The organism is Enterococcus sp. C57, assembly GCF_040887305.1.
Taxonomy (GTDB): Bacteria; Bacillota; Bacilli; order Lactobacillales; family Enterococcaceae; genus Enterococcus_B; species Enterococcus_B hirae.
The window spans coordinates 329483-354065 of the sequence record NZ_JBFOFP010000001.1; the positions used below are offsets into that span (position 1 = coordinate 329483).

Genomic DNA, 24583 nt, shown 5'->3' on the forward strand with positions numbered 1-24583 from the left:
ATAACTATTGGAAAGGGAACAATTAGTCTATGATCGCTCTATTTAGGGCATATATATAAGATAGTATTCTCAGAATAAACGTGTTACACTAAACTTATCTTTTATGTAAATCAATAATTGGAGTGAAAATAGTGGAAAAAATATTGATTACCGGTGGGGCTGGTTTTATCGGTTCTACCTTAGCCAATCACTTAGGTAAAGAAAATGTAGTGATTGTTGTTGATGATTTATCAATGGGAAAAGTAGAAAATCTTGAGATGGATAGAAACATCACGTTCATCGAAGGTGATGTAGCGGATTCAGTATTGATGGAAGAAATCATCCGTGCCAATCAATTTGACTACATTTTCCATTTAGCGGCAGTTGCTAGTGTGGCAGATTCGGTTGCCCGACCAGTAGAAACACATCGAGTTAATTTTGAAAGTGTGCTGATGCTGTTAGAATTGATTCGGAAATATCAACCAAACTTAAAACGAATCGTATTTAGTTCTTCAGCAGCAGTTTATGGGGATGAACCAACTTTACCAAAAAAAGAGGAATCCATTATTCGTCCATTAACCCCTTATGCAATCGATAAGTTTGCAGCTGAACAATATGTTTTGGATTACTGTCATTTATATGATGTTCCAGGAAGTGCAGTGCGTTTCTTCAATGTTTACGGACCAAACCAAAACCCAAATTCACCTTACAGTGGTGTGATTTCAATCTTAGTTGATCGTTATAAAAAACAATTAGCGGGAGAAAAAACGTCATTTACTTTATATGGAGACGGTAGCCAATCAAGAGACTTTGTCTATATCGATGATGTGATCCAAGCTTTACTTCTGGTAGCTAACAAAGAATCGGCTTTAGGCCAACAATTTAATGTCGGAACGGGAAAAGCAACTACATTATTAACATTGATCCAGACGATTGATCAAATTTTAGAGACGGAATTAGCTTTAGAATATCAGCCAGAACGTTCAGGAGATATTCACGATTCATTAGCAGATATTTCTAAGATTCAGTCTATTGGTTATCTACCAAAATATGATGTATTAAGTGGTATGAAAAGCTATTTAAAAACTGAAATATAGTGAATAATAAGAGTCGACAGTTCTTATTCGTACACTTGAAAAGTGGATGGAACGAAATCTTAAACTTTGAGAAATAGAACTATGATAGTCGGCTAAATACAGTCGCCATGCAAAAGACAGATAACATTCTAACTTTTGCATGGCGATTTTTTTAATAAAAAAATTTTTGAACTATGACGTACTTAATTTTTGGGACGATAATCTTTTTCGTTTTCAGGATTAATTTTCTTCTAATATCTTGGACCCTTCAATTAAATTATAAATTCGATTTCGCAAGTCTAGAGCAGTTAATTTTATTTTTTTATCTGATTGGTCGTTGCTTTCCATGACAACCGCATCTTTCAAATCACGTTTGAAAACAGCGACTGAATGGAAACGATTGATGTTTCCTTGTGCCAAAACATAATCATTACCACAATAGACACCACCACGATATGGGTGGCCAGTAGGACTGGGTTTCCATAATGTAAAAAGTAATTTCTGTGGGATCATTTTACCTGATAAAACTTTAGTGAAAAACGTATTTAAATCAAGCACCGACATACTGATATTTCCAGTCCCTAATTCATTATGGATCGCTGTTTGCGATTCAGTTAATGGCTTCCAGTAATCATCACTAGCAGACATCTGATAGGAAAGGGCATGATGCGGAGAGTTTTTGACTTGATCATAAAAAGCGGTCTGTTTCAAATCCAAAGGTTTGATAATCTCATTCTCTACTAATTTTTCATAAGGTTGGTGAGTTAAGTTGATTAAAATACCCGCTAAAATTGTAAAGTTTAATGGTTCATAACGATAAGTATGGTAGTCAACTAATTTTAGATGTTGAACCGCAAATTGAACGACCTCTGTATCTGATAATGGGGTAGTAGGTTTAGCTGTAGGTTTCAACCCAGATCTCATATAAAGTAGATCTTCAATGGAAATCTTTTGACTATTCGGAATTTGAGGATAAAACTTAGCCAATTTCGTATTCAAAGAAAGGTGTCCTAATTCTACTTGTTTGAGAATTAACAGAGCTGTCATCGCTTTTTGAATCGAGCCAATTTGATAGTAAAGATAAGGGCGGTTTAACTGATCATTTTCTTTGTTCGCATAACCATAGCCACGCTCAAAAATCACATGATTATTTTTCTTTACATAAATTGAGCCAATGTAATCATGTTTAATTAACAGGTGGTTGATTTTTTCTGATAATTTTTTTTCTTCAGGTGTAAGCGATAATGTCTGTTTAGGTTTTAGTGAATCGGAATCATTTCTAGCTTGTTCTTTCGTATAAATACTCCATCCTATAATCATACCGGTGGAAAGTACGCTGATACTGAGCAATACTAGAATGATAGAGAAAAAAGGAAATGACCCTTTTTTTGCATGTTTGCCTTTTTTTATCATTGTGTCATAAGGTCCTTTCATTTTCGCTAATAGTTAAAATAACTATTGTATTTATTGATATTAATTTTAATCTGTTTTTATTTGATTTACTACTTACAATTTTGATAGAATATTTAAATAAATTAATTCACGTCAATCAAAATATCATGTATAATAGATGAAGTTACGAAGTTGATAGTAAGGAGGAGTTGTTTTGTCAGAAAACAAACAACGTCCAGAAGAGAAAAAAAACAGATCAGACCAATCTGCTGAAAAGAATGCAGTCATTAATCAGAGAAAAAATTTGCGAAAAAAAGAAGAAAAAATCGTTGGTAAAATCATTTTAGTGATCGTTTTGACGTTGCTAATCATTGGAGGCGTCCTTGGATTCACCATTTACCGCTATGTGGATAGCGGGTTGAAACCATTGGATCCTAAAAATGATCAACTTGTTCAAATTGAAATACCTAGCGGTTCATCAAATAAACAAATAGGTGAGATACTCGAACAAGATCAAGTGATTAAAAGCGGCATCGTGTTCAATTACTATACTAAATTTAAAAATATGACTGGCTTTCAAGCTGGATATTATCAAATGGCACCAAATATGACTTTGGATGAGATCGGAAAACAATTGCAAGAAGGTGGCACCTCAGAGCCAACTAAAGTAGCAGATGGCAAAGTCGTGATACCGGAAGGATACGACATTGAACAAATTGCTGCTAGAGTAGCGAAAGTCACTGGAAAAGATAAACAAGAATTTTTAGATTTGATGAAAGATGAAACGTTTTTCAATGAGCTTTATAAAAAATTCCCAGATTTATTGGACAGTGCGAGCAAAGCTCAAAATGTCAAATATCGCTTAGAAGGTTATTTGTTCCCGGCCACTTATGATTACTACAAAAAAATGTCGTTGAAAGATTTAGTCGTTCAGATGGTAAACAAGACAAATAGCGTGTTACAGCCTTATTTTACAACCATCAAACAAAAAAATATGACGGTTCAAGAAGTCCTGACATTGGCCTCATTAGTTGAAAAAGAAGGGATTAAAGAAAACGATCGTAAAAACATCGCCCAAGTATTTTTCAACCGTATCAAGGCAGATATGCCTTTACAATCAGATATCTCTGTTTTATATGCCTTGGGAGAACACAAAGAAACGGTATCTTATAAAGATACGGCTGTCGACTCTCCATATAATCTATATACGAACACAGGCTATGGTCCTGGACCATTTGATAACCCTAGTGAAGCAGCTATCGAAGCCGTATTAGAGCCGACTCAAAATGATTACTACTATTTTGTGGCAGATATCAAAAAAGGCGATGTTTATTTTGCAAAAACTTACGAAGAACATTTGGAATTAGTTGATAAATATGTCAATAATTCGTAGAATAGTATTTGTATCATCGACTATTTATTTAAAATAGAAAAACATTTACATTTTAGGAAAAGCGTGGTAATCTTTTTTGGATTATATTCCTCAAAAGATTACTTTTTGCGGTATTCCATAGATCAAGAAGGAGACGTTATACATGGTTGAGAAAGTTTACCCGATGACTCTAGAAGGCAAAGCCAAACTAGAAGAAGAATTAGAACAATTAAAAACAGTTAAACGCGGAGAAATCATTGAACGCATTAAAATCGCTCGTGGATTTGGTGATCTATCTGAAAACTCAGAGTATGAATCTGCTAAAGATGAACAAGCGTTTGTTGAAGGACGAATCACAACAATCGAAAATATGATTCGTTTTGCTCAAATCATTGACAATGACGGTGTTGATGCAGATGAAGTATCAATTGGTAAGACAGTGACATTTATTGAATTACCGGATGGTGAAGAAGAAGAATACACAATCGTAGGAAGTGCAGAAGCTGATCCATTTTCTGGTAAAATTTCTAATGATTCACCAATTGCTCAAGCTTTGATTGGTAAATTAGTCAATGATGAAGTAACGATTGCTACCCCTGGTGGCGATATGTTAGTTAAAATCGTTAAAGTAGAGCAAGCATAAGAAATACTTGAACAAAAATGAAGTTGTGACATCTACAACTTTGAGCAATAAGCCGAAGAATCAGAAAATCGTTTCTCCGATTTTTGGGATTCTTCGGCTTATTTATTTTTCTAAGGAATGAGTGTCCAGAACCATTTGACTTAGGACAAACTTTACATCTCAAGTCCTATAGTATATTTCTAAAAAAATAGCTATGATAGAATGAGAATGTGCATGAAAGGAGAATAAAGATGAATAGTTCTTGGCGTTTTTTTATCGTAGTCGAGGCTTTATTATTACTATTTGCAGTTTGGCAAATTGTGAACAACGTAGAATTACTTCTTCTCGTATTGTTTGGTGCATTGAACATATATTTAGCATTAAGAAAATATCCACGATCTGGATTTCGAAATTTTCAATTGATTATAGGGAGTTTGATCGTTTTCTTTAGTTTAGTCAATAGCCCTGCACTATGGTTGATGGCAGTATTTGCGATCTTGTTTATCGGACTAAAAGGGGTTGAAATTTCTGGGATTGATCTAACAAAAAATACCTTTTGGCGAAAGAAACAGATGATCATGGTACAAACCGATCAATTAAAAACACATAATAATGAACGAAAAAAACAACAATTATTTGGAAATCAACGTATTGGTAATGATGTTTATGAATGGGATGACATCAATATTGCTTTAATTTCAGGGGATACGATCATTGATCTTGGCAATACATTGTTACCAAAGGATGATAATATCGTTATTGTGCGAAAAGGAATTGGTAGAACGAGAATTTTGGTACCTTTAGGGATCGCCATCAGTTTAGAGCATGCGACACTTGTTGGAAATGTTTTATTTGAAGAGGAACAATTTTCATTAAAAAATGAATCCATCAAAATTTATAGTAACGATTATGATGAAAACCCAAGACGGTTAAAAATCATCACGAATACATTACTTGGTGACGTTGAGGTGATACGTGTATGATGAGCAGATTATCAAAATTAATGATGGCAATCTATGCCTCAGCGGCTTCTTTTTTAATCATCTTGTTTTCGTTGTTCACTTATTTTTATGCAAGTAACCAAACGAATTGGTGGCGTGCCATTTTAAGTGCAAGACTATTGTATGTGCCGCTGATTTTTCATTTGTTTGCTATTGCCTTAGGTGTCGGATTAGTGGTTTTTTTGATAGTATCACTTATCCAAAAAGCAAAGTATGGTAAAATTGAAGAAAAATTAAGAGCATTATCTTCTGGTAATTATGAGTCTAGTCATTTGAATGAACCCATTCCCAGTGCAAATGATGATATTTATGTACAAGATATTGATAAAGAAATAACCAAAATAAAAGAAAAAATGATTGAAGTTTCCAGTGAACTACAAATTATCACTAGCAGACCCCAGTATGTGGATGGACAGACAAGAGAGGAAATCTTAGAACTAGAAAGGCATCGTTTAGCCCGGGAACTCCATGATTCTGTCTCACAACAATTATTTGCAGCGATGATGATGATGTCTGCTTTAACAGAACAAGCCGAAAAAACAGATAGTTCAGAAATATTTCGCAAACAATTACGTATGGTTGCTGATATCATCAATGCTTCTCAATCTGAAATGCGTGCGCTCCTACTTCATCTTCGCCCAGTGAATCTGGAGGAGAAGAGTTTGAAACAAGGAATTGAGCAATTATTAAAAGAACTACAAAATAAAATTCAAATTTCATTGAAATGGGAGATCGAAGACGTAAAATTGTCCAATTCGATTGAAGATCATCTTTTTCGTATCGTGCAAGAATTATTATCCAATACCTTACGTCACGCTAAAGCAAATGAATTAGAAGTTTATTTACACAAAATCAATAATAACTTATTGTTACGAGTGATTGATGATGGTACCGGGTTTAATATGAACGAAACGAAAACAGGTAGTTATGGATTAAATAATATTAGGGAACGAGTAGCAGGTATTGGTGGAACAGTTAAAATTATTAGTTTTAAAGGACAAGGCACCAGTATTGAGATCAAAGTTCCTTTGATCAAGGAGGCATAATTGAAAATGATACAAGTATTACTCGTAGATGATCATGAAATGGTTCGCTTAGGAGTATCCTCTTATTTATCGATTCAAGAAGACATTCAAGTGATCGGTGAAGCAGAAAATGGTCGAGAAGGCTATGAAAAAGCAATGGAATTACGACCTGATGTGATTTTGATGGATCTTGTTATGGAAGAAATGGATGGGATTGAATCAACTAAAGCTATTTTAAAAGACTGGCCTGAAGCAAAAATAATTATTGTAACCAGCTTTATCGATGATGAAAAAGTTTATCCAGCCATTGAAGCTGGTGCAGCGGGATATCTATTAAAAACTTCTACCGCTCATGAAATTGCAGATGCGATCAGAGCAACTCAAAGAGGGGAACGAGTGTTAGAACCTGAAGTAACAACAAAAATGATGGAAAAAATAAGTAAGAGAAACGAGCCAATTCTTCATGAAGAATTGACAAAACGCGAAAATGAAATCCTGATGCTGATAGCAGAAGGAAAAAGCAATCAAGAGATCGCAGATGAATTATTTATTACTTTAAAAACAGTCAAAACCCATGTCTCAAATATATTAGCAAAATTAGAAGTAGAAGATCGAACGCAAGCAGCTATTTATGCTTTCAAACATGGACTAGTTAAATAAATTGTTTATTCTACAAAAGAAAGCTTACTTTCGTTTTTAGAAAGCCTTTGCTATACTTAAATAAAATAGGTAAGGGAGGAAGCAAGTGAAACAAAATTTTGCAATTGTCGGGCTTGGACGATTTGGTGGCAGTATTTGCCGAACCTTAGTTGAAGCAGGACAAGAAGTATTAGCTATTGATAGCAATGAAGATCGAGTCAATGAATATATGAATATCGCTACTCATGCAGTTGTAGCAAATGCACAAGATGAAATGACATTGCGTTCACTAGGAATCAGAAATTTTGATCATGTGATCATTGCAATCGGTGAAGATATCCAAGCAAGTATCCTCGTTACATTAATGGTCAAAGAGATGGGAGTTCCCAACATCTTAGCTAAAGCTCAAAATGAATATCATGCAAGAGTGTTAGAAAAAATCGGAGCAGATCGTGTGGTTCACCCGGAAAGAGATATGGGGATTCGTATTGCTCATAATCTTGTTTCAAAAAATATATTGGATTACTTAGAACTATCGGATCAATTTTCTCTTGCAGAAATTCGAGTTTCTAATCCCAAATTTTTTAATAAAACATTAGCGGAGCTGAATTTTAGGCAACGTTATGATCTAACGGTTGTAGCAATTCGACGCTTTGATCGTTCGGTCGTTGTTTCACCTTCAGCAGATGAATATGTCAGAGAAAATGATAATTTATTAGTAATTGGGGAAACCGAAGATGTAGATATATTAGACGATAAAATGAATCAATAAGGAGATGCAGGAATGAAATTATCAGTAACAGATAATGCACGTAAATGGTTCGAAGAGGAAGTAACCATCCCTGAAAATTATGGGATTCGTTTTTTTGGGAAAGTCTACGGCAAGACAGAAGTACATGATGGTTTTTCTATCGGAATGTCTGTCGAACAGCCTGAACGACCAATCAAAGAAGAAACCATTGACGGGATGCTGTTTTTTATTGAAGAAGCAGATGACTGGTTTTTCAAGGGGTATGATCTTGTTGTTGATTATGATGCATCTTTAAATGAGCCAACTTATCATTTCAAAGAACAATAAAACAAAGGAGCGTTTCTTTAGCTACCATTAGCTTGGAAAACTCCTTTTTTATATTTACCTCTTTTTTCATAAGACTGAGTCACGAAACACTTGATTACAATTAGTAATAGAAGGGATGCGTAACTAAGATGGCAGAAAAAATTATTTATTTAGATCGAGGATTTAGACAAGAATTTATTGATAAAATGACTGAATTAGCGCCTAATTATGTCATAAAAACTGAGCTTGAACCTACAGATTTGATGAATGTTGAAATTAGTTTAGGGTGGAATCGCCAATACGAAAAAGAGCTATTAGCATCTCCAGGGTTAAAATGGGTACATTCGATCTCGGCAGGGGTAGACACTTTACCACTAACGGCATTTTCTGAAAAAGGGATCTTACTTTCAAATGGTAGTGGTATTCATAGTGAATCAATAGCTGAACACATCATGGGAGTGATTTTAGGCTATTCTCGAGGGCTGTTCCAAGCACAAAAAGCACAAGCAAAGAAAGAATGGTTAGGAACTCATGTCCATTATCAGCCATTAGAAAAACAAAAATTATTGATCATCGGAACGGGGCAAATCGGAAAGATGGTTGCTGAGAAAGCAGACAGCTTTTCTATGGTCAGTTATGGGATAAATACTACCGGGCATCCAGTAGAAGGATTCAGTCAAACGTATTCCTTAAACGAAGTGGAAAAAGTAGTAGCTGATATGGATATCATTGTAAATATTTTGCCTCTGACAGAGCAGACTAAGGGCTTCTTTAATTATGAATTATTCAAAAAATTCGCTTCCCATGCGTTATTCATCAACGTTGGACGTGGGGCTTCTTTAAAAACAGCTGATTTAGTTCAGGCATTAAATGAAGAACAACTCGCTTTTGCAGCATTGGATGTTTTTGAAGAAGAACCATTACCTGAAAAAAGTCCATTGTGGGAAATGGATCAAGTATTGATTACGCCGCATATCGCTGGCTTAACCTCAGATTTTCAAAATAAGTTAATGACAATCTTTCTAGCCAATCTTAAAAGCTATGTCACAAATCAAGAGCTTAAGATAAATGAAGTGGCATTAAAAAAAGGATATTGATCCTTACTTAGAAAAATAGTTGACATTAAAAAACGACTTTCTTTGACTAGCGTTGCCGCCTAATCGAAGAAAGTCGTTTCTTATGTTTGACATTCGTGAACTACATCATTTGGCTTTTTGGCCAGCCTTTTACCGCCTGTGCAAAAATAAAAAGTCCTGCTATTGCGATAAAAGCACTTGTGTCAAAAGCCGGTAAGAAAATCATTAAGATCGTGGCTAAGACTGTTGGTAGGGTGATTGAATAGATCATCGTTTTTAAACAATCAAGAAAAGAAGCGCCAGTCAAACGTAAACGCGCATAAATATAAGCTGCAAAATTAGCTAAAAGTAAAGTAACGATCAAATTCAAAAAGCTTGGATAAATAGAAATTAAGAAAGTCACTATCTTGATCCAAAATGGAATTGTTGCTTCACTTAAGGTTGTACGCAATTGTTTTCCTGTTAGATTTTTTAAGGCATCATTTTTATAGTCAAGTTCAAGTGAGTTATTGTTTAGAAAAGTAGTACCGGTATTAGGTAAAGCTACGACGAGTTTATTTTTTAGTAGTCCAACACTAAGAAAATTTCCGACTAAGTCAGAAGTAATATCTTTTTCAGACCGTTTGCCTTCCGGATCAAAAGTAAAGATGATAGAATTTGTTTGATAGATGAAACCTTCATGATCTGCTGCATCAATTTTCCCGTTTTTTATGGAAAAATCTGGAATCTTGGTGGCAATTTTCTGACCATCTTGTTTGATGTTTTCTAGCACTTGAAACACTTGATAGGAAATAGGCAAAGCCATGATGATGCTAAGGACCAAAAGATAAAGAACCGATTTAGCGAACGGGGTTTTTCTAGCATTTTTGAGCTCTTTAAATTGCGTGAATGAGCTGATAATTAATTGTTTTGTTGTCATAGTTACTCCTTCTATACATAATGTCATCATTAGCAATTCTAGCGAAGTCTTAGAAGAAATACAAGGGGAAATACCAATTGGCAATCTTCCTTTAAGGTTCATGTGAGAACCTGCTTTTATAAAAAATAACGAGAATGTTAAAATTTGCTAGTTACAAAGATGAATTTAAGGAATAAAGATGAAAACCAGCGACAAATAAGGTATGATGAATAAGAATTGATTAGTAAGGTAGGATGAACGATGAATTTTTATTATCGAGTGAGACAATTTTTAGAAGAAAAAGGTTACTGGGAAATATTTATTTACCTATTTTTTGGTGGTTTAGCAACAGTCGTGAATATCGTTACTTTTGCAATTGCATTACAGATGCTCCATCTAAGTATGCCGATAGCAAATACTATTTCTTGGATTTGTTCTGTTTTATTTGCTTTTGTAACGAACAAATTATGGGTATTTCATTCCAAGTCACCTAATTTTTTTCATTTAGTTATTGAATTTAGTAAATTTTTGTTCTATCGGATTCTTTCTTATGGTATGGATATGGGTTCCATGTTGCTGCTGATTCAGGTGATGCACACAAATGATTATGTGGCTAAGATTATTACCCAAGTCATCGTGGTAGTCGCCAATTATGTCTTTAGTAAATTGTTTATTTTTAAAGGGACAACCATTATTGAGGAAGAACTTCCTGAAAAAGAGAAGTAAAATCCACAGTAGGCATAATTTTTGAAGAATTCCTTGCTCTTTGTTACTCTTTGTAGTGTAGACACTATGAACAAACACATTGAGGAGGAATTTTTTTATGACTTACACATTACCAGATTTACCATATGCATTCGATGCGTTAGAACCTTATATCGATGAAGAAACGATGCACTTGCATCATGACAAACACCATAATACTTATGTAACAAATTTAAATGCAGCGATTGAAAAACATCCAGAACTAGGTGAAAAAACAATCGAAGAACTACTTTCTGATATGGATGCTGTCCCTACAGATATCAAGACTGCTGTACGTAATAATGGTGGCGGACATGCAAACCATTCCTTCTTCTGGAAAATCATGGCACCAAATGCTGGTGGCGAACCAACTGGTGCAATTAAAGAAGCGATTGATGAAGCCTTTGGTGATTTTGCAACATTTAAGGAAGAATTTAAAAAAGCTGCAGCTGGCCGTTTTGGTTCAGGTTGGGCTTGGTTAGTGATGGAAAATGGTAAATTAGCGATCACTTCAACAGCCAATCAAGATTCACCATTAATGGAAGGCAAAACACCTATTTTAGGTTTAGATGTTTGGGAACATGCGTATTATTTGAAATATAAGAATGTACGACCTGATTACATTGAAGCTTTCTGGAACGTTGTGAACTGGGAAGAAGTAAACAATCGATTATCATCTGCCAAATAATCATTTTCAAGCCTAAAAAAAAGAATGAAAAATAAATTGAGCAAGTCTTGCGAGCGTTTTCTAAATTCGGTATAATATTTATGCAAGGTTTCTTGCAAGAACTTTTTTGGAGGCTATACATTTATGGAACATGGAACAGTTAAATGGTTCAACAATGAAAAAGGATTTGGGTTTATTACAGTAGACGGCGGAGACGATGTGTTCGTACATTTTTCAGCAATTCAAGGAGACGGCTTCAAGAGCTTAGAAGAAGGTCAAGAAGTTGAATTTGCAATTGTTGAAGGCGCACGTGGCCCTCAAGCTGCTGAAGTGACTAAATTATAATAACTTGTTGAAGAAAAGCCCGCTTAGCGGTCTATTCAAATAATAAAAAGAAGATGGCGTCTGCCATCTTTTTTTTATTTTATAAAAACCCAGGTTAGTTATTCGTTGACTAGTTTCTTGATTTTTTGGCTTAATAGATAAATCTGCTCACTAGACATATCAGTCGGAGCGACTAAACACGGGATTGTTTCTTCATAGGTCAGGATCTTTAACGGCATATCGGTTGTTCGAATGATTAAGTCTGGCTCAAACAAAAGATCATTTGTAAAAACCACATTTAAGTAAACTCGTAATTGTTCTTGCAACATACTCATATAACTCAGTTCAATACTTAGTGGCAAGTCACTTTCGTACTTTATCTTTATTTCTTTATCAAAGTATGTTGGAGAAGTAATGATCATAAAAGCTTCGATCAAATGACAGGATTGTACCCAATACAGCTCTTGTTGCTGTTTTTGGAATTGGGAAGCTAATTGATTGATTTCTCGATTGAATGCTGGGTAATTTTCTTCTACAAAGACTGATAAGTCATATTTAATGGTGGAAAATCGGTGGAACAACAGCCCGCTCATCCCGTTGGCAAAGATCGTACTATTTAGTAATTTTTTCTTTACGTTGATTTGTGTAGATTTAAACCCAATTTCATAAATATAGCTATAGAAACTATTTTGAAATTGTTTGATCGCTGTGGCTTTTTTTAGATGGAATTTCATGGCTCGTTCTAAGTGATCGTCTTTTAAATAAAAAGCTGGGCGTGCTTGTAACCAAAGAAATAAAAATTGGACTTCCAAAAGATCGAGCTTGGCTTTCACGCTCATTCGTTTAAGGAAATGGGTAATCTCTTCAAAGCTATCCCAAATCTCTTCTGTAAAATCAGGAAGTTCTCTCTGATTCATCTGATTTCCTTGTGCTGATCGGACGAAAGTGATAGCAATAATAAAGCACCATTCAATCATTTTCAGTTTATTTGGTTTTTGTTTTGTCAGCTGAAAAGCATACTCAATCCCTGCAAAGGTTTCATGAAAATCAACGGTTGGAAAGGGCCAAACGACCCCTTGATAGTATTGCCACAAAAATAAATAAATAAGATAACGGACTTGTGGTTCGCTACCTTTGAGATACACGAAGCCTTTTGAAGTCTTTAATTGTAATTGATAGGTAGTAAGCAACTGATTGATTCGAGTAAGATGTTTTCTTAAGGAGGGAATACTAATCTTTTGCTCTGTGGCAAAGGAAACCAGATCAACTCTAGGTTGAAGACAAAGGTCTTTTAACAATTGAAAGATGGCGGAATGTTCCAAGATTTTTAGTAGTAATAGTTGATACTCACTGATCGTTCCAGAAAAAGTGAAGCCTTTTGTACTTTTTGTGATGTGATCGTCAGATAAAACCTTAAGATAGTCACATTGATGAAGCACAGAACGTTTGTCACAATGAGCTGTTTTCGATAATTCCTCTAACGTACAAGTAACTTGTGAGCGATATAAGTTGTCCAAGATCGTTAATTGGACTTGGATATTCCTTTCTAACATGACAGAGAAATTCATTTATTTTTCCCTCCTATATTTTTATACTCGAAATTTTCCGAATGACAAATTATTAAATTTTGTCATTTTTTTTTACGAAAAATGAGAAAAAAATTTATTATAATCATTTTTTATAAAAATTAGCCAAAAAAATAAGTGAAAAATACGTTATTTTAATTTGAGCTGTTAGTTTTTTTCATGAATGGACATATAGAGAAATTCCTTAATGACATTATAATTTATCCAAGCATAAAAACGAAATGTTATGCAATATTTTTACATATTTGCTACAGTTCCTTTTTATTTTTAAAATAATAAAGTTATTTTAAAAAGATTAAAACTTAATAATAGATTTTTAATTTAACGATTGCTAAAATCTTTGTAACTTAAGTTAACTGAAGTTTTTTCAGAAAGATATCTTTTTGACAAAAAGAAAGGAGGCCAGTTCCTAGCGGAAATAATTGTTGTTAGTGATTGATTAAGTGGGGGATAAAGCATAAGTAAATAATGGAAGCATCTAAGGGGGAAAAAATGAAAAAGGATTATAAAAAAAGTATGGATCAAAAAGCTAGAGCTAAACGTCGATCCAAAAAATACTTATTAGTAGGAACGTCTATTGCTGCAGGGATGCTGTTGGGGACAGCACCTATTTCAATTGCTACACCGTTGTTTACTGTGGGTTCACAACAAGTATATGCTGACTTGATTAGTGGCCAGTTGTTCAATAATCTAACGACGTCTAATACCAGTGGAACAACAGCAAGTGCACCTTTTCCATTGGCTGGAACGACTCGTAATGTTGATTTTGTTATTTCAGCTAATAATGGGATTGATCTAAGTGTTCTAAATGGCTCGAGACGAGCAGTTTTAGCAATCCCAACTGAAATGCAAGGTTTAGTTAATCCAAATGGGACGGGTACTTTCCAAACAGATATTTTGTTACCAGGAGAAGAACTACAACCACTATTGTCGATTGTAGATGGGGCGGTAACTACCCTAGTGTCTGCTGTTGAAAACATTGTTAACCTTAACCCGTTGGCATCAGTCAATTTAGATGAAGTGTATGCTCAACTAGCATTATTAGAGAACCTTAGTACATTGACGTCAGCTGAAGTAGCATTGAATCTTCAAATGCAAGGGGACGAATATATCTATGGTGAATTAGATGGCTCATTAGAAACAGTTATTCGAGAAGGGCTGACTGAAATTTTAGATGGAATCAATGATGCTGTCCAAGCAATCCAAGCGACACCGAATGCAGGAAGCGGTGCTCTTGGTACGATAGCAGCAGGTACGATCAATACAGCGTTGTCCGCAACGATTAAACCAGCATTTAATCTTACTTTTGCTACTGCAACAGGTTTAGTTGGTGTGGGGTCATCATTGATTGGAACATTAGCTGATGCGAGCGTATTAGGTGAAACGACGGTTACGATTCCGACATTGATTCAGGATCCTAATTATAGTGATTTAGCGGCAGCCGGAGTAGATATGTCTGTTCCTTATGAAGCTGGCTTCGTTGGAAATATTGTAAAAGCAGATGTTTTATCTATCGATATCGCCTCTAGCTCTGATGGCTATTCGCCAGTTTTTTATCAAGCTGCTGAAGTAACACCACCATATAATGTTGTTGTTACAGGGAACTCAACTGATGGTTATGAAGTAACTGGGATGGCAGATCCTAATGCAACAGTTCGTATTTATGATCAAGAGAATAATTTGATTGCAGAAGGACAGGCTGATGAAAATGGAAACTTTACGATTCCAATTGCAGCCACAGATGTGTCACCTTTAGAAGACATCCAATTAATCGCGTATGATGAAAATGACAATCCAAGTTTACCAGCTGCTGCTGTGATCCCAGACGATGAAGAAGCCGACGCCGATGCGGATGCTGATGCTGACGCCGATGCGGATGCTGATGCGGATGCTGACGCCGATGCGGATGCTGATGCGGATGCTGATGCTGATGCAGATGCAGATGCTGATGCTGACGCCGATGCGGGTGCTGATGCGGATGCAGATGCAGATGCAGATGCAGATGCGGATGCGGATGCCGATGCTGATGCGGATGCCGACGCCGACGCCGACGCGGATGCTGACGCCGATGCTGATGCCGACGCCGACGCTGATGCCGACGCTGATGCGGATGCTGATGCGGATGCTGACGCTGATGCGGATGCGGATGCGGATGCGGATGCGGATGCTGACGCCGATGCTGATGCTGATGCTGACGCCGATGCCGATGCCGACGCCGATGCTGATGCGGATGCCGACGCCGATGCTGACGCCGACGCCGACGCCGACGCCGATGCCGATGCGGATGCCGACGCTGATGCCGACGCCGATGCTGATGCCGACGCTGATGCGGATGCCGACGCGGATGCCGATGCCGACGCGGATGCCGACGCTGACGCCGACGCCGATGCTGATGCCGACGCTGATGCCGACGCCGACGCCGATGCGGATGCCGATGCTGATGCTGACGCTGACGCTGACGCTGATGCTGACGCTGATGCCGATGCTGATGCTGACGCTGATGCTGATGCCGACGCCGATGCGGATGCCGATGCGGATGCCGATGCTGACGCCGATGCGGATGCCGACGCTGATGCCGACGCCGATGCTGACGCAGATGCTGATGCCGATGCTGATGCCGACGCTGATGCTGATGCTGACGCCGATGCAGATGCCGACGCCGACGCTGATGCTGATGCTGATGCGGATGCTGATGCCGATGCCGATGCCGACGCTGATGCTGATGCGGATGCTGATGCCGATGCTGATGCTGACGCCGATGCTGATGCCGACGCTGATGCTGATGCTGATGCCGATGCTGATGCCGATGCCGACGCTGATGCTGATGCTGACGCAGATGCCGATGCGGATGCGGATGCCGATGCCGACGCCGATGCTGATGCTGATGCCGATGCCGACGCTGATGCCGACGCCGACGCCGATGCTGACGCCGATGCCGACGCCGATGCAGATGCCGACGCCGATGCGGATGCTGATGCCGATGCTGATGCTGACGCCGATGCTGATGCTGACGCCGATGCGGATGCTGACGCAGATGCCGATGCTGACGCTGATGCGGATGCCGATGCGGATGCGGATGCTGACGCCGATGCTGATGCCGATGCCGATGCCGATGCCGATGCTGACGCCGATGCTGATGCAGATGCTGACGCCGATGCGGATGCCGATGCCGACGCCGACGCTGATGCCGATGCTGACGCCGACGCCGATGCCGATGCGGATGCTGACGCCGATGCCGACGCTGATGCTGATGCTGACGCCGATGCGGATGCCGGCATGGGAAGTGCAGGAAATGGTACAGATACGGATCAGAACGGCGACCCAGGAATGGTGCCGATCAACACTTCTGGTGGATCAGGTTCAAATCCACCACAATTACCTTTGCACTATGGTGGGACAAGTCATACAAAACCATTGAATTACCATGACGGCTCAACACTAAAAATGTATCCTAAAACCTCTGATACGGTAAGTTCATCTGTTTCTTGGTTAGGTGGATTAGTATCATTGATTTCGGGAATGGGTATTTGGAAAATGCAAAGAAATAAAAAGAATAACTAATAATTAACGGAGAGGTTATAACTATAGAAATAGATTTAAAAATCATAATGGATGTAGTTATAACCTCTTTATTCTTGATAGGGGTGAGTCTATGCCAGTTCAAACAGATAAAAATGATTTAGCAACCATCCAAGAAGTACTTGAAAAAGTAGTCATTCATACGGAGAAAAAATTATTAATCGTATCCGTAGGAGATTTTAGTAAGCGTGGTAAGACTTATGAATTTTACGGAAACAATCTAAAAACAATTTGGAATAATTTTCTAACAGCTTATCGAACCTATCATTTTGAGACAGAAACGTATCTGAGGTTGGATGTAGTGACGAAAGAAGAGCAAGTTGATTTTCAACAAGTCAAAGAACGGTTAAACAAAATAAAAAGGAATAATTACATCGATTTTAATTTGCGAATAGATGGAATCAGAAAAAGAAGTTTTTTAAAAGAAGAATTAGTAGCAAATGCAATCATTAAACCAAGTAAAGCACATATAGTTGGAAAAAATCATCCTGAGTTACACATTGATTCCCAAAATTACCGTGGCTATGTTAAGCGTAAATATGGACGTGAAGAAAGTGATTTAAGCTACTTAGAGCGTTCAAAGTGTTATTTTTTTGAAACAGCCTCCTTCTATTTTGAAAATGGTGAAGTATTCCCTTTGAAAGATTATGGCAATGGCAATCAAGTCAGAGAAGTGACTACAGAAAATCTTGATGATATTACGGAACTAGTGATTGAACAAGGAACGAATTATTTAACCAAACAGTTGACTCCTACTGGTAAATTCATTTATGGCTATTATCCTTGCTATGATCAGTTACTAAAAGGGTATAATTCGGTTCGCCATTTTTCATCTTTGTACGCATTAGCTGAATCGGCAGAATATTTATCCGACCAGGAATTGATGCAACGAGTCAAAGAAGGATTACTATGGGGATTGGAAAATCTTACTTCTGAAGTCAATGGTCAGCTGTTGATTAAAGATTACTTGAATAAAGAAGTAGAGTATAAGTTAGGAGCCCAGGCGACAGCAATCTTGGCTTTAGCAAAATATTCAGAAGTGACTAAAGAGACCATCTTTCATAGTTCCCTTAGTCGTTTAATCACGACTGTTTCAGAAAAATTTATCACTCCAGATGATCAGACGATCCATGTGTTGAATGCCGAATTAATGACAAAAGAGCATTTTAGAATTATTTATTATGATGGTGAAATTCTGTTTTCCCTCTTAAGAGCACATGCGATTTTAAAACAAATTGAGATTTTTGAGATTTGTGAAGGATTGATGGAACAATTTGTCGCAAATAATTATCAAAAATACCATGATCACTGGTTAAGTTATGCAACGAATGAGATGCTTAAATATCAAGAAAAAGATACTTACTATGAATTTGGTATTAAGAATGCAATGGTCAACATCAACTTTATCGATCAACGAGATACAGCTTATCCAACCATGCTTGAGTTACTAGTAGCAGCCTCAAAAATGATCAGCAAATTAGAAAGAAGTCCTTTAAAAGATAAGCTTTTTCCGATAGAGAAAGAATTTTTTGAAACGAAAGCACGAATCAATACGGTAATGAAAAAAAGAGTGTTACATGAAATCACAACAGGAGTCATGTTTCCAGAGTTTGCACAGTTTTTCAAACAACCGCAAGTGATCAAATATGGTTTTTTTGCGCGTCATGATCGTTTCCGTATGAGAATAGATGATGCAGAGCATTTTCTATCTGGTTTGATCAATTACTTATGCCTTTAAAAAGAGAAGAGGAGTGAAGATAATGGTTGGTTATATTCGATTTGCTGCTTTAGCATTGATTGGTCTTTCCTATTTAGGGTTTCGGCTGAAAAAGAAAAAAGACCATCAATCAGAAACTTTAGAAAATGATTGGAGTCAGTATCAAAAAAATGAAGAGGGGTTGTATCCTTGGGAAGAAGACCAAGATGACTCGCCACAGAGAATTGAAAAAACAGCAACAAGGTATGTGAATCAAGCAAGACCAAGACGAGGAAAATGGTAGAGAGAATCTAGAACAAAGTAGGTGTAAAAGAATGTGGAAGATCCAAGAATTATTGGCTGATATCGATGGTGCGTATTTACAAAAGTACGACCATCTTGATCAAATAATTGACAACTTTGAGTACTTTTCTGGACATTTAAACAAAAGAACCAATTATAATACCACAGCATTTGTTTGTTTGACACCAGAAAGAAGAAGTTACATCAATCGAAAGACAGTGGCTTGGCGAGATGGGAACGAGCAAATCAAAGGAAGGGAAAATGAGTTTGGTTTAATCATTACTGAAATCCCCATTGATGACCCAGCTGTTAGAACGCCTCAATTTATTGTTAAAAATAGTTGGGAATTTTTACTACAAATTTCAGAGAAAATCCGAAGCAATTATGTACAACCAATTGTAGCGATCACTGGTTCGGCAGGAAAAACATCCACACGAATGATGATCTCACATTTATTCCAAAATGAAAAAGTGTTAGAAAATCGTGGGAACCACAATGTTCGTTTTGCGATTCCTCTATATCTAAGCAAGCTAGTAAGTGAGCCAGATATGTTGAACTTAGAAGTCTCTGTCAATGCGTTGAACTCTTATGACACTGGATCAATGTCTAATTTAGTGCAACCAGAGATTGCGATTGTAACCTCAATTGGAGAAGCACACCTTAGTTCATTAAAAGATACTATCGGAGTGGCACGACATAAGGCAAAAATTTTTGAAGGACTGAAGCAAGATGGCACTGCAATCATCAATACAGATATTGGTGAGGAAGAACTAGCGATTCTAATGACAGCAGCCAAAAAAAGAACAGCAGAGATTCTCACGTACTCTTTGTATGATCAAACAAAGGATGTCTTCTTAATTGAAACGAGACAAGAAAGAGAGTATTGTGAAATTTTATTTTCTTTTTTAGGACAAGAATTTTCGATGAACTTGTCAGTTGCTTCTGCAGGTATGATTTCTAATGCTTTTGCTGCTTTATTGACAGTCTGGAAAATAAAAGGCGACATTCGATCGTATCTGCCAGCATTTACTACATTTAAGCCATTGTCTAAGATTCTCGATAAAACGAATTATGCTTCCTTGAATGGAACGAATTTCACATTTATTGACGACACCCATAATGCTTCTTTGCCTGCGATGAAAAATGCTATCGATTATTTTGATGAAGTTCGAACCTTTTATCAAGGAAAAAGTATTTTGGTACTTGGACAGATTGCTGACTTAGGAAGTACTGCACAAGTAATCCATGAATCACTGAAAGATTCGATGGAACATTGTGGAGCAGATCATATCTTAGGTTATGGTGAGCATTTTAAAAAGATTTTTGAGGAAGAACAAATACAAGATCAACGATTCAAATGGTTCGCTACTTTACAAGAGTTAAGTGATTATCTAGAGGAATTACTAATCGAAGACAGTCTAATTTTAGCGAAGGGGTCTGTAACAGGGAGTGATTTTCATGATATAGATCGTTACATCCGTAAAATCGCTAATAAAAAACAGTTAAAAGCTGTATAAAATAGGTGGTATCAATTTGTAAAAAAGAGACAATGTCTGCTGAATGGCATCGTTTCTTTTTTTGCAAATAAAACGACAGATCCAAGATGACCATTGTAATTAAGAAAGAGAACGAGTAAGAGGCATTTCAGTGCTTAAAAATAAAAGCGTTTTGAAATACTTAGATTCAAGCTTTTCTCTGTAATGATGCTATGGTATGATAATTAAGAATTCAAAAAATTACATATTAATTAGTTTTTTATTCACGACTATTTTTTTAAAGTTTTATTATGATTAAATAGGTAGTTTGCTGATTTATTAGTTGTATGAGAAAATATTTTAAGAAAATGTGAGATAGAGGTGCATTATGAAGCGGTGGCAAAAAGTCGTAATAGCTTTACTGGGAATTCTCGTTGTTTTTATTGGCGGAGTCTCAGCTTATGGAATTAAACTCATGGGTGAAGCAAACCAAACAGTCAATCAAATATCCAAGGGATCGAATCGTCAGTCAACAAAGCGTAAAGATAAAGTGAGTATTGACGACAAAGAACCTTTTTCTGTCCTTTTGTTAGGACTGGATACTGGCGGATTAGGTAGAACCGAACAAGGAAGATCGGATACAATGATGGTGGTAACGGTGAATCCCCAACAAAAAAAATCAACGATCGTCAGCTTAGACCGTGATATCTATACCAATATCGTTGGTCATGGTACTGTTGATAAGTTGAATCACGCCTATGCTTTTGGAGGCGTTGAAATGGCCATGGACTCAATCGAACAGTTACTCGATATCCCCATTGACCATTATGTAACCATTAATTTAGATGGAATGGAAGATTTGATCAATGCTGTCGGAGGTGTGGAAGTCAATAATAAAATTGATTTTACATTAGATGGTGTTCATGTTCCTGTAGGTAAACAAGTATTAGATGGTAAGAAAGGCCTTGCTTATTCACGGATGCGTCACGAAGATCCTAAGGGGGATATCGGACGTCAAGCACGACAGCGTGAAGTCGTTACCAAAATTGTTAATAAAGTATTGAGTTTAGATGGTGTCAGCAATTATCGGAAAATTTTAAAAGCGGTCGAAAAAAATGTCACAACTGACCTAGATTGGGATGATATGCTAGATGTAGCAACTAATTACACACCAGCATTTGAAACGATCAAACAAGATCAATTGCAAGGTAAAGATGCAACCATTGATAGTATTTACTATCAAATTTTAGGTGAAAATGATTTATTAAGTATCCAAAACGAATTGAAAAAACAATTAAACATCAAACCAAGTAAGACATTACCTAATTTAAAAAATGACAATGCTTCTATCATGTTCTACAATGACTCGCAATCCGCTGAAGATTCGAACGAGACTGCGACAAGTGAGAATAATTCAACTTATTCAGGAAATTCGCAAACAACAAATCAGTACAACGAGTATAATCAAGAATACAATCAAAGCGCCGATCAAAATTATGATCAGTACGGCAATCAGAACTACAATCAGAATTACAACCAAAACAATGAACAAACTTACCAACAAGAAAATAATGAACAAGGATATAATTATGGAAATGGGTATTAAGTAAAAAAAGCATTCGCAACAGTCATAACCGACTGTGCGGATGCTTTTTTTTACTAGTTTAAAAATAAAATAGAATAGTTGAGAAGCGTAGCAAATAATACCCAGAGATAATATGGTACCAGTAACCACATCACTAAGCGATAGTGGTTCCATAGTTGATAAAGCAGTATGGAGAGAAGGATCACTAATAAAGTAATATCTAGTGCAGCAATTAAGGTGTTTTGCAAGTTGAAAAACAAAGCAGACCAGATAAAATTACATACAAATTGAATAACAAATAATGTAATTAATTTTTGTTTGACCCTTTTGTTTTTCATTACCAATAGTAAATATAACGAAATTCCCATTAAAATATATAGCACTGTCCACATAGGACCAAAGATCCAACTAGGTGGTGCAAAAGGAGGTAGCTCAAGTGAATAATAATAACTACCTGGATTACCACTTAGTATCCCCGATAAGAAACCTAAAATCACTATGCCAACAGTACAAACCCAAAAACGATAATCTTTCAGTATAGCCATATTGTTTTAACTCCTTTCTATAATTCTAGTTTACCATGAACGTTTTAAACATACTTGAATTTGATTTGTAATGTTATATTGTGATTTTAGTTATTTTAAATCACTTGGTTTATTGAGCTTTCAACCCGTATTTCTTATTCATAAAAAGAAAAATACTGGTGTTGTGATGTTGCAACTCCAAACATTATTAGAAAAAGCGATCAATTAGATTAAATAACATTAATGATTGAATCGTATTGTTATTTTTAGTGTTATTTATCTGATAATATAATAAATGTAATCGATTACAAAAACAGACGATAATAACACTGACCATGAGAGGAGAAGAAGATATGGGAAATAAAAGAATCAAAAAAATGTTAGCGGGAGCAGCTCTTTGTAGTTTGATGATTGCGCCATTATTATTAAATATGGAAGAGGCATTTGCGACAGAACAAAGCACGAACAAGCAAGCTGGTTTTGGTGTTGGTCAAGGAATCAAGTGGGCAGATCAAGTAGTAGCACCTTTTGTCGACATGACAGCCTATGTTTCAGGTAACAATCTATCAAATAACGGAGCACTTAATTTAGCTGCAGTGGCAAAAAGCACTGGACAAAAATTCTTCAATTTAGGATTCATGCAATCAAGAGGTATTAAAAATGGTAAAATCGACTGGGCTTGGGGTGGATTTGGAGGCTTAAGCGAAAGTGATAGCGATCAATGGCAATATGAAGGAATCAAAAAATCCATTCGTGAATTAAGAGAAGTTGGTGGCGATGTTGCTGTATCATTTGGTGGTCTAAATTCTGGCGCATTTTGGGAAACAACACAAGATTCAACCATTTTAGCAAATGCTTATAAAGAAATTATTGATGGTTATGGATTAACTCGTGTTGATTTCGACGTAGAAGCTGGGGCAATGAATTATGCGCATAATTTAGCTAATGCTAAAGCGATTAAAAAAGTCCAAGATGAAACAGGTGTTAGTGTGACCCTAACATTACCAGTGATGGACTTTGGATTGGTATCTACAGGTTTATCTGTCTTGCAAGCCTATCTTGAGGCAGGTGTTGATCTAACTACCGTTAATATCATGACGATGTGTTACGGTAGCGTTGTTCCCGATTATGCGCAAGGTTCACTAGATGCAGTGGACAATACGAAAAAACAATTACAAGATTACTACAAACGTTATGCGAACAAAACGTTAACTGATGCTCAAGCTTATGCTAAATTAGGAACAACCCCTTCCGTTGGATTTGAAGGAGACACACATCCATACTTTACAACTGATATGTTCAATAAAATCGTCCAACATGCAAAATCAAGAAAACTCGGGATGGTTTCTTATTGGTCAATGAACCGTGATGCCATGGTCGATGGTGGTCAAGGTCAAGTCAAAAATCAATATGAGTTCTTAACTGTTGCCCAACAATTCACTGATGGAACGACTGGTGGAGAAAATGACCCAGTAGAAACGCTAACTAAACCATCCATTCCGGTAAATTTAACTAGTAGTAATGTTACGCAAAATTCAGTGACTTTAAACTGGACTAATAATGCTTCAAAAGAAAAAGTCACTCATTATGAAGTTTATCGAAACAATATTCGCATCGCTACAAGTGCAACGAATACATTTAAAGATCAAAATTTACAAGCAAATACAACCTACAGCTATAAAGTTAAAGCAGTTAACGCTGCAGGAACCTCTGACTTTAGCCAAGCAATCTCAGTGAAAACCACAAGTGAAAGTACGCAAGGTGATACTTGGGTTATCGGAAAATCATATAAAATAGGCGATATCGTTACCTATAAGGGACATCGTTATCGTTGTATTCAACCACATCCAGCTACTGAGGGATGGGAACCAGATATTACAGAAGCTTTATGGGTAAGAATCTATTAAAAGTTATAAAAGCATAATGTTTGATTCTTTCATTAAAAGCGCTTACAATGAACCTA

General features: G+C 36.7%; 22 protein-coding genes. 18 read left to right on the forward strand and 4 right to left on the reverse strand.

What is annotated here, in order from left to right; all coding sequences use genetic code 11:
- Window positions 1-131 precede the first annotated feature (131 nt).
- A complete protein-coding gene (locus AB5M32_RS01500; protein ID WP_010719724.1) occupies window positions 132-1076 on the forward strand; it encodes an NAD-dependent epimerase/dehydratase family protein in 945 nt (314 codons plus the stop codon).
- Window positions 1077-1295: 219 nt separating this feature from the next.
- Here AB5M32_RS01500 and AB5M32_RS01505 read toward each other — a convergent pair whose 3' ends face one another.
- Window positions 1296-2468 carry a serine hydrolase gene (locus AB5M32_RS01505; protein ID WP_228196955.1) on the reverse strand — a complete coding sequence of 391 codons (1173 nt, stop codon included), beginning with the start codon at window positions 2466-2468 and terminating at the stop codon, window positions 1296-1298.
- A 193-nt stretch (window positions 2469-2661) separates the two neighbouring features.
- Here AB5M32_RS01505 and mltG point away from each other — a divergent pair, with 193 nt between their 5' ends.
- The 8 genes from mltG to AB5M32_RS01545 all read left to right on the forward strand — a co-directional run bounded on the left by mltG (window position 2662) and on the right by AB5M32_RS01545 (window position 9260).
- A complete protein-coding gene (mltG, locus tag AB5M32_RS01510) occupies window positions 2662-3840 on the forward strand; it encodes an endolytic transglycosylase MltG (RefSeq protein WP_010738164.1) in 1179 nt (392 codons plus the stop codon).
- Window positions 3841-3982: 142 nt separating this feature from the next.
- Complete coding sequence (gene greA, locus AB5M32_RS01515; RefSeq protein ID WP_010719721.1) at window positions 3983-4462, forward strand: transcription elongation factor GreA; 480 nt, start codon at window positions 3983-3985, stop codon at window positions 4460-4462.
- A 230-nt stretch (window positions 4463-4692) separates the two neighbouring features.
- Window positions 4693-5424, forward strand: coding sequence for a cell wall-active antibiotics response protein LiaF (liaF, locus tag AB5M32_RS01520; RefSeq protein ID WP_010719720.1), 732 nt, complete (start codon window positions 4693-4695; stop codon window positions 5422-5424).
- A complete protein-coding gene (liaS, locus tag AB5M32_RS01525) occupies window positions 5421-6488 on the forward strand; it encodes a two-component system sensor histidine kinase LiaS (protein WP_010719719.1) in 1068 nt (355 codons plus the stop codon). The genes liaF and liaS overlap by 4 nt, the downstream gene beginning before the upstream one ends.
- 6 nt (window positions 6489-6494) lie before the next feature.
- The gene (locus AB5M32_RS01530; RefSeq protein WP_010719718.1) at window positions 6495-7127 is read left to right on the forward strand and encodes a response regulator transcription factor; all 633 of its coding nucleotides are present in this window, start codon (window positions 6495-6497) and stop codon (window positions 7125-7127) included.
- A gap of 85 nt (window positions 7128-7212) precedes the next feature.
- Complete coding sequence (locus tag AB5M32_RS01535; protein ID WP_010719717.1) at window positions 7213-7878, forward strand: TrkA family potassium uptake protein; 666 nt, start codon at window positions 7213-7215, stop codon at window positions 7876-7878.
- A 12-nt stretch (window positions 7879-7890) separates the two neighbouring features.
- Complete coding sequence (locus AB5M32_RS01540) at window positions 7891-8184, forward strand: HesB/YadR/YfhF family protein (RefSeq protein WP_010719716.1); 294 nt, start codon at window positions 7891-7893, stop codon at window positions 8182-8184.
- 128 nt (window positions 8185-8312) lie between these two features.
- Entirely contained in the window at window positions 8313-9260 is a 948-nt protein-coding gene (locus AB5M32_RS01545; protein ID WP_053766087.1) for a phosphoglycerate dehydrogenase, read from the forward strand.
- A gap of 100 nt (window positions 9261-9360) precedes the next feature.
- On the opposite strand, the gene AB5M32_RS01550 is transcribed toward AB5M32_RS01545, so the two are convergent.
- Window positions 9361-10158, reverse strand: a complete 798-nt coding sequence (locus AB5M32_RS01550; protein ID WP_025480226.1) for a DUF1189 domain-containing protein — start codon at window positions 10156-10158, stop codon at window positions 9361-9363.
- Window positions 10159-10398: 240 nt separating this feature from the next.
- Here AB5M32_RS01550 and AB5M32_RS01555 point away from each other — a divergent pair, with 240 nt between their 5' ends.
- The 3 genes from AB5M32_RS01555 to AB5M32_RS01565 all read left to right on the forward strand — a co-directional run bounded on the left by AB5M32_RS01555 (window position 10399) and on the right by AB5M32_RS01565 (window position 11893).
- Window positions 10399-10863, forward strand: coding sequence for a GtrA family protein (locus AB5M32_RS01555; protein WP_010719713.1), 465 nt, complete (start codon window positions 10399-10401; stop codon window positions 10861-10863).
- 97 nt (window positions 10864-10960) lie between these two features.
- Complete coding sequence (locus AB5M32_RS01560; protein WP_034867853.1) at window positions 10961-11569, forward strand: superoxide dismutase; 609 nt, start codon at window positions 10961-10963, stop codon at window positions 11567-11569.
- Between the two features lie 123 nt (window positions 11570-11692).
- A complete protein-coding gene (locus AB5M32_RS01565; RefSeq protein ID WP_010719711.1) occupies window positions 11693-11893 on the forward strand; it encodes a cold-shock protein in 201 nt (66 codons plus the stop codon).
- A 98-nt stretch (window positions 11894-11991) separates the two neighbouring features.
- Here AB5M32_RS01565 and AB5M32_RS01570 read toward each other — a convergent pair whose 3' ends face one another.
- On the reverse strand, window positions 11992-13440 hold the full coding sequence (locus AB5M32_RS01570) for a helix-turn-helix domain-containing protein (protein ID WP_368024250.1): 1449 nt from the start codon (window positions 13438-13440) through the stop codon (window positions 11992-11994).
- 510 nt (window positions 13441-13950) lie between these two features.
- Here AB5M32_RS01570 and AB5M32_RS01575 point away from each other — a divergent pair.
- From AB5M32_RS01575 to AB5M32_RS01595, 5 genes are all read left to right on the forward strand, one after another.
- Window positions 13951-17019 (forward strand): adhesive domain-containing protein, encoded by a 3069-nt coding sequence (locus AB5M32_RS01575; protein WP_368024251.1) that lies wholly within the window; start codon window positions 13951-13953, stop codon window positions 17017-17019.
- Window positions 17020-17110: 91 nt separating this feature from the next.
- A complete protein-coding gene (locus AB5M32_RS01580) occupies window positions 17111-18775 on the forward strand; it encodes a hypothetical protein (RefSeq protein ID WP_368024252.1) in 1665 nt (554 codons plus the stop codon).
- A gap of 22 nt (window positions 18776-18797) precedes the next feature.
- A complete protein-coding gene (locus AB5M32_RS01585; RefSeq protein WP_034698894.1) occupies window positions 18798-19037 on the forward strand; it encodes a hypothetical protein in 240 nt (79 codons plus the stop codon).
- A gap of 31 nt (window positions 19038-19068) precedes the next feature.
- Window positions 19069-20553: a Mur ligase family protein gene (locus AB5M32_RS01590; protein ID WP_034698897.1), complete on the forward strand. Its 1485-nt coding sequence runs from the start codon at window positions 19069-19071 to the stop codon at window positions 20551-20553.
- A 346-nt stretch (window positions 20554-20899) separates the two neighbouring features.
- Window positions 20900-22117 (forward strand): LCP family protein, encoded by a 1218-nt coding sequence (locus tag AB5M32_RS01595; protein ID WP_010738153.1) that lies wholly within the window; start codon window positions 20900-20902, stop codon window positions 22115-22117.
- 53 nt (window positions 22118-22170) lie between these two features.
- On the opposite strand, the gene AB5M32_RS01600 is transcribed toward AB5M32_RS01595, so the two are convergent.
- A complete protein-coding gene (locus AB5M32_RS01600) occupies window positions 22171-22641 on the reverse strand; it encodes a TspO/MBR family protein (RefSeq protein ID WP_010719703.1) in 471 nt (156 codons plus the stop codon).
- Window positions 22642-22973: 332 nt separating this feature from the next.
- Here AB5M32_RS01600 and AB5M32_RS01605 point away from each other — a divergent pair, with 332 nt between their 5' ends.
- The gene (locus tag AB5M32_RS01605) at window positions 22974-24527 is read left to right on the forward strand and encodes a carbohydrate-binding protein (protein WP_368024253.1); all 1554 of its coding nucleotides are present in this window, start codon (window positions 22974-22976) and stop codon (window positions 24525-24527) included.
- Window positions 24528-24583: the final 56 nt, after the last annotated feature.

Excerpts from the sequence above, each read along its gene's own strand:
- AB5M32_RS01565 (WP_010719711.1), top strand. The coding sequence starts at position 11,693 with ATGGAACATGGAACAGTTAAATGGTTCAACAATGAAAAAGGATTTGGG.
- AB5M32_RS01605 (WP_368024253.1), top strand. The coding sequence starts at position 22,974 with ATGGGAAATAAAAGAATCAAAAAAATGTTAGCGGGAGCAGCTCTTTGT.
- AB5M32_RS01530 (WP_010719718.1), top strand. The coding sequence starts at position 6,495 with ATGATACAAGTATTACTCGTAGATGATCATGAAATGGTTCGCTTAGGA.
- liaF (WP_010719720.1), top strand. The coding sequence starts at position 4,693 with ATGAATAGTTCTTGGCGTTTTTTTATCGTAGTCGAGGCTTTATTATTA.
- AB5M32_RS01560 (WP_034867853.1), top strand. The coding sequence starts at position 10,961 with ATGACTTACACATTACCAGATTTACCATATGCATTCGATGCGTTAGAA.
- AB5M32_RS01585 (WP_034698894.1), top strand. The coding sequence starts at position 18,798 with ATGGTTGGTTATATTCGATTTGCTGCTTTAGCATTGATTGGTCTTTCC.
- AB5M32_RS01600 (WP_010719703.1), bottom strand. The coding sequence starts at position 22,641 with ATGGCTATACTGAAAGATTATCGTTTTTGGGTTTGTACTGTTGGCATA.
- AB5M32_RS01555 (WP_010719713.1), top strand. The coding sequence starts at position 10,399 with ATGAATTTTTATTATCGAGTGAGACAATTTTTAGAAGAAAAAGGTTAC.
- AB5M32_RS01550 (WP_025480226.1), bottom strand. The coding sequence starts at position 10,158 with ATGACAACAAAACAATTAATTATCAGCTCATTCACGCAATTTAAAGAG.
- AB5M32_RS01545 (WP_053766087.1), top strand. The coding sequence starts at position 8,313 with ATGGCAGAAAAAATTATTTATTTAGATCGAGGATTTAGACAAGAATTT.
- AB5M32_RS01575 (WP_368024251.1), top strand. The coding sequence starts at position 13,951 with ATGAAAAAGGATTATAAAAAAAGTATGGATCAAAAAGCTAGAGCTAAA.
- AB5M32_RS01590 (WP_034698897.1), top strand. The coding sequence starts at position 19,069 with ATGTGGAAGATCCAAGAATTATTGGCTGATATCGATGGTGCGTATTTA.
- AB5M32_RS01540 (WP_010719716.1), top strand. The coding sequence starts at position 7,891 with ATGAAATTATCAGTAACAGATAATGCACGTAAATGGTTCGAAGAGGAA.
- AB5M32_RS01570 (WP_368024250.1), bottom strand. The coding sequence starts at position 13,440 with ATGAATTTCTCTGTCATGTTAGAAAGGAATATCCAAGTCCAATTAACG.
- AB5M32_RS01580 (WP_368024252.1), top strand. The coding sequence starts at position 17,111 with ATGCCAGTTCAAACAGATAAAAATGATTTAGCAACCATCCAAGAAGTA.
- greA (WP_010719721.1), top strand. The coding sequence starts at position 3,983 with ATGGTTGAGAAAGTTTACCCGATGACTCTAGAAGGCAAAGCCAAACTA.
- AB5M32_RS01505 (WP_228196955.1), bottom strand. The coding sequence starts at position 2,468 with ATGATAAAAAAAGGCAAACATGCAAAAAAAGGGTCATTTCCTTTTTTC.
- liaS (WP_010719719.1), top strand. The coding sequence starts at position 5,421 with ATGATGAGCAGATTATCAAAATTAATGATGGCAATCTATGCCTCAGCG.
- AB5M32_RS01595 (WP_010738153.1), top strand. The coding sequence starts at position 20,900 with ATGAAGCGGTGGCAAAAAGTCGTAATAGCTTTACTGGGAATTCTCGTT.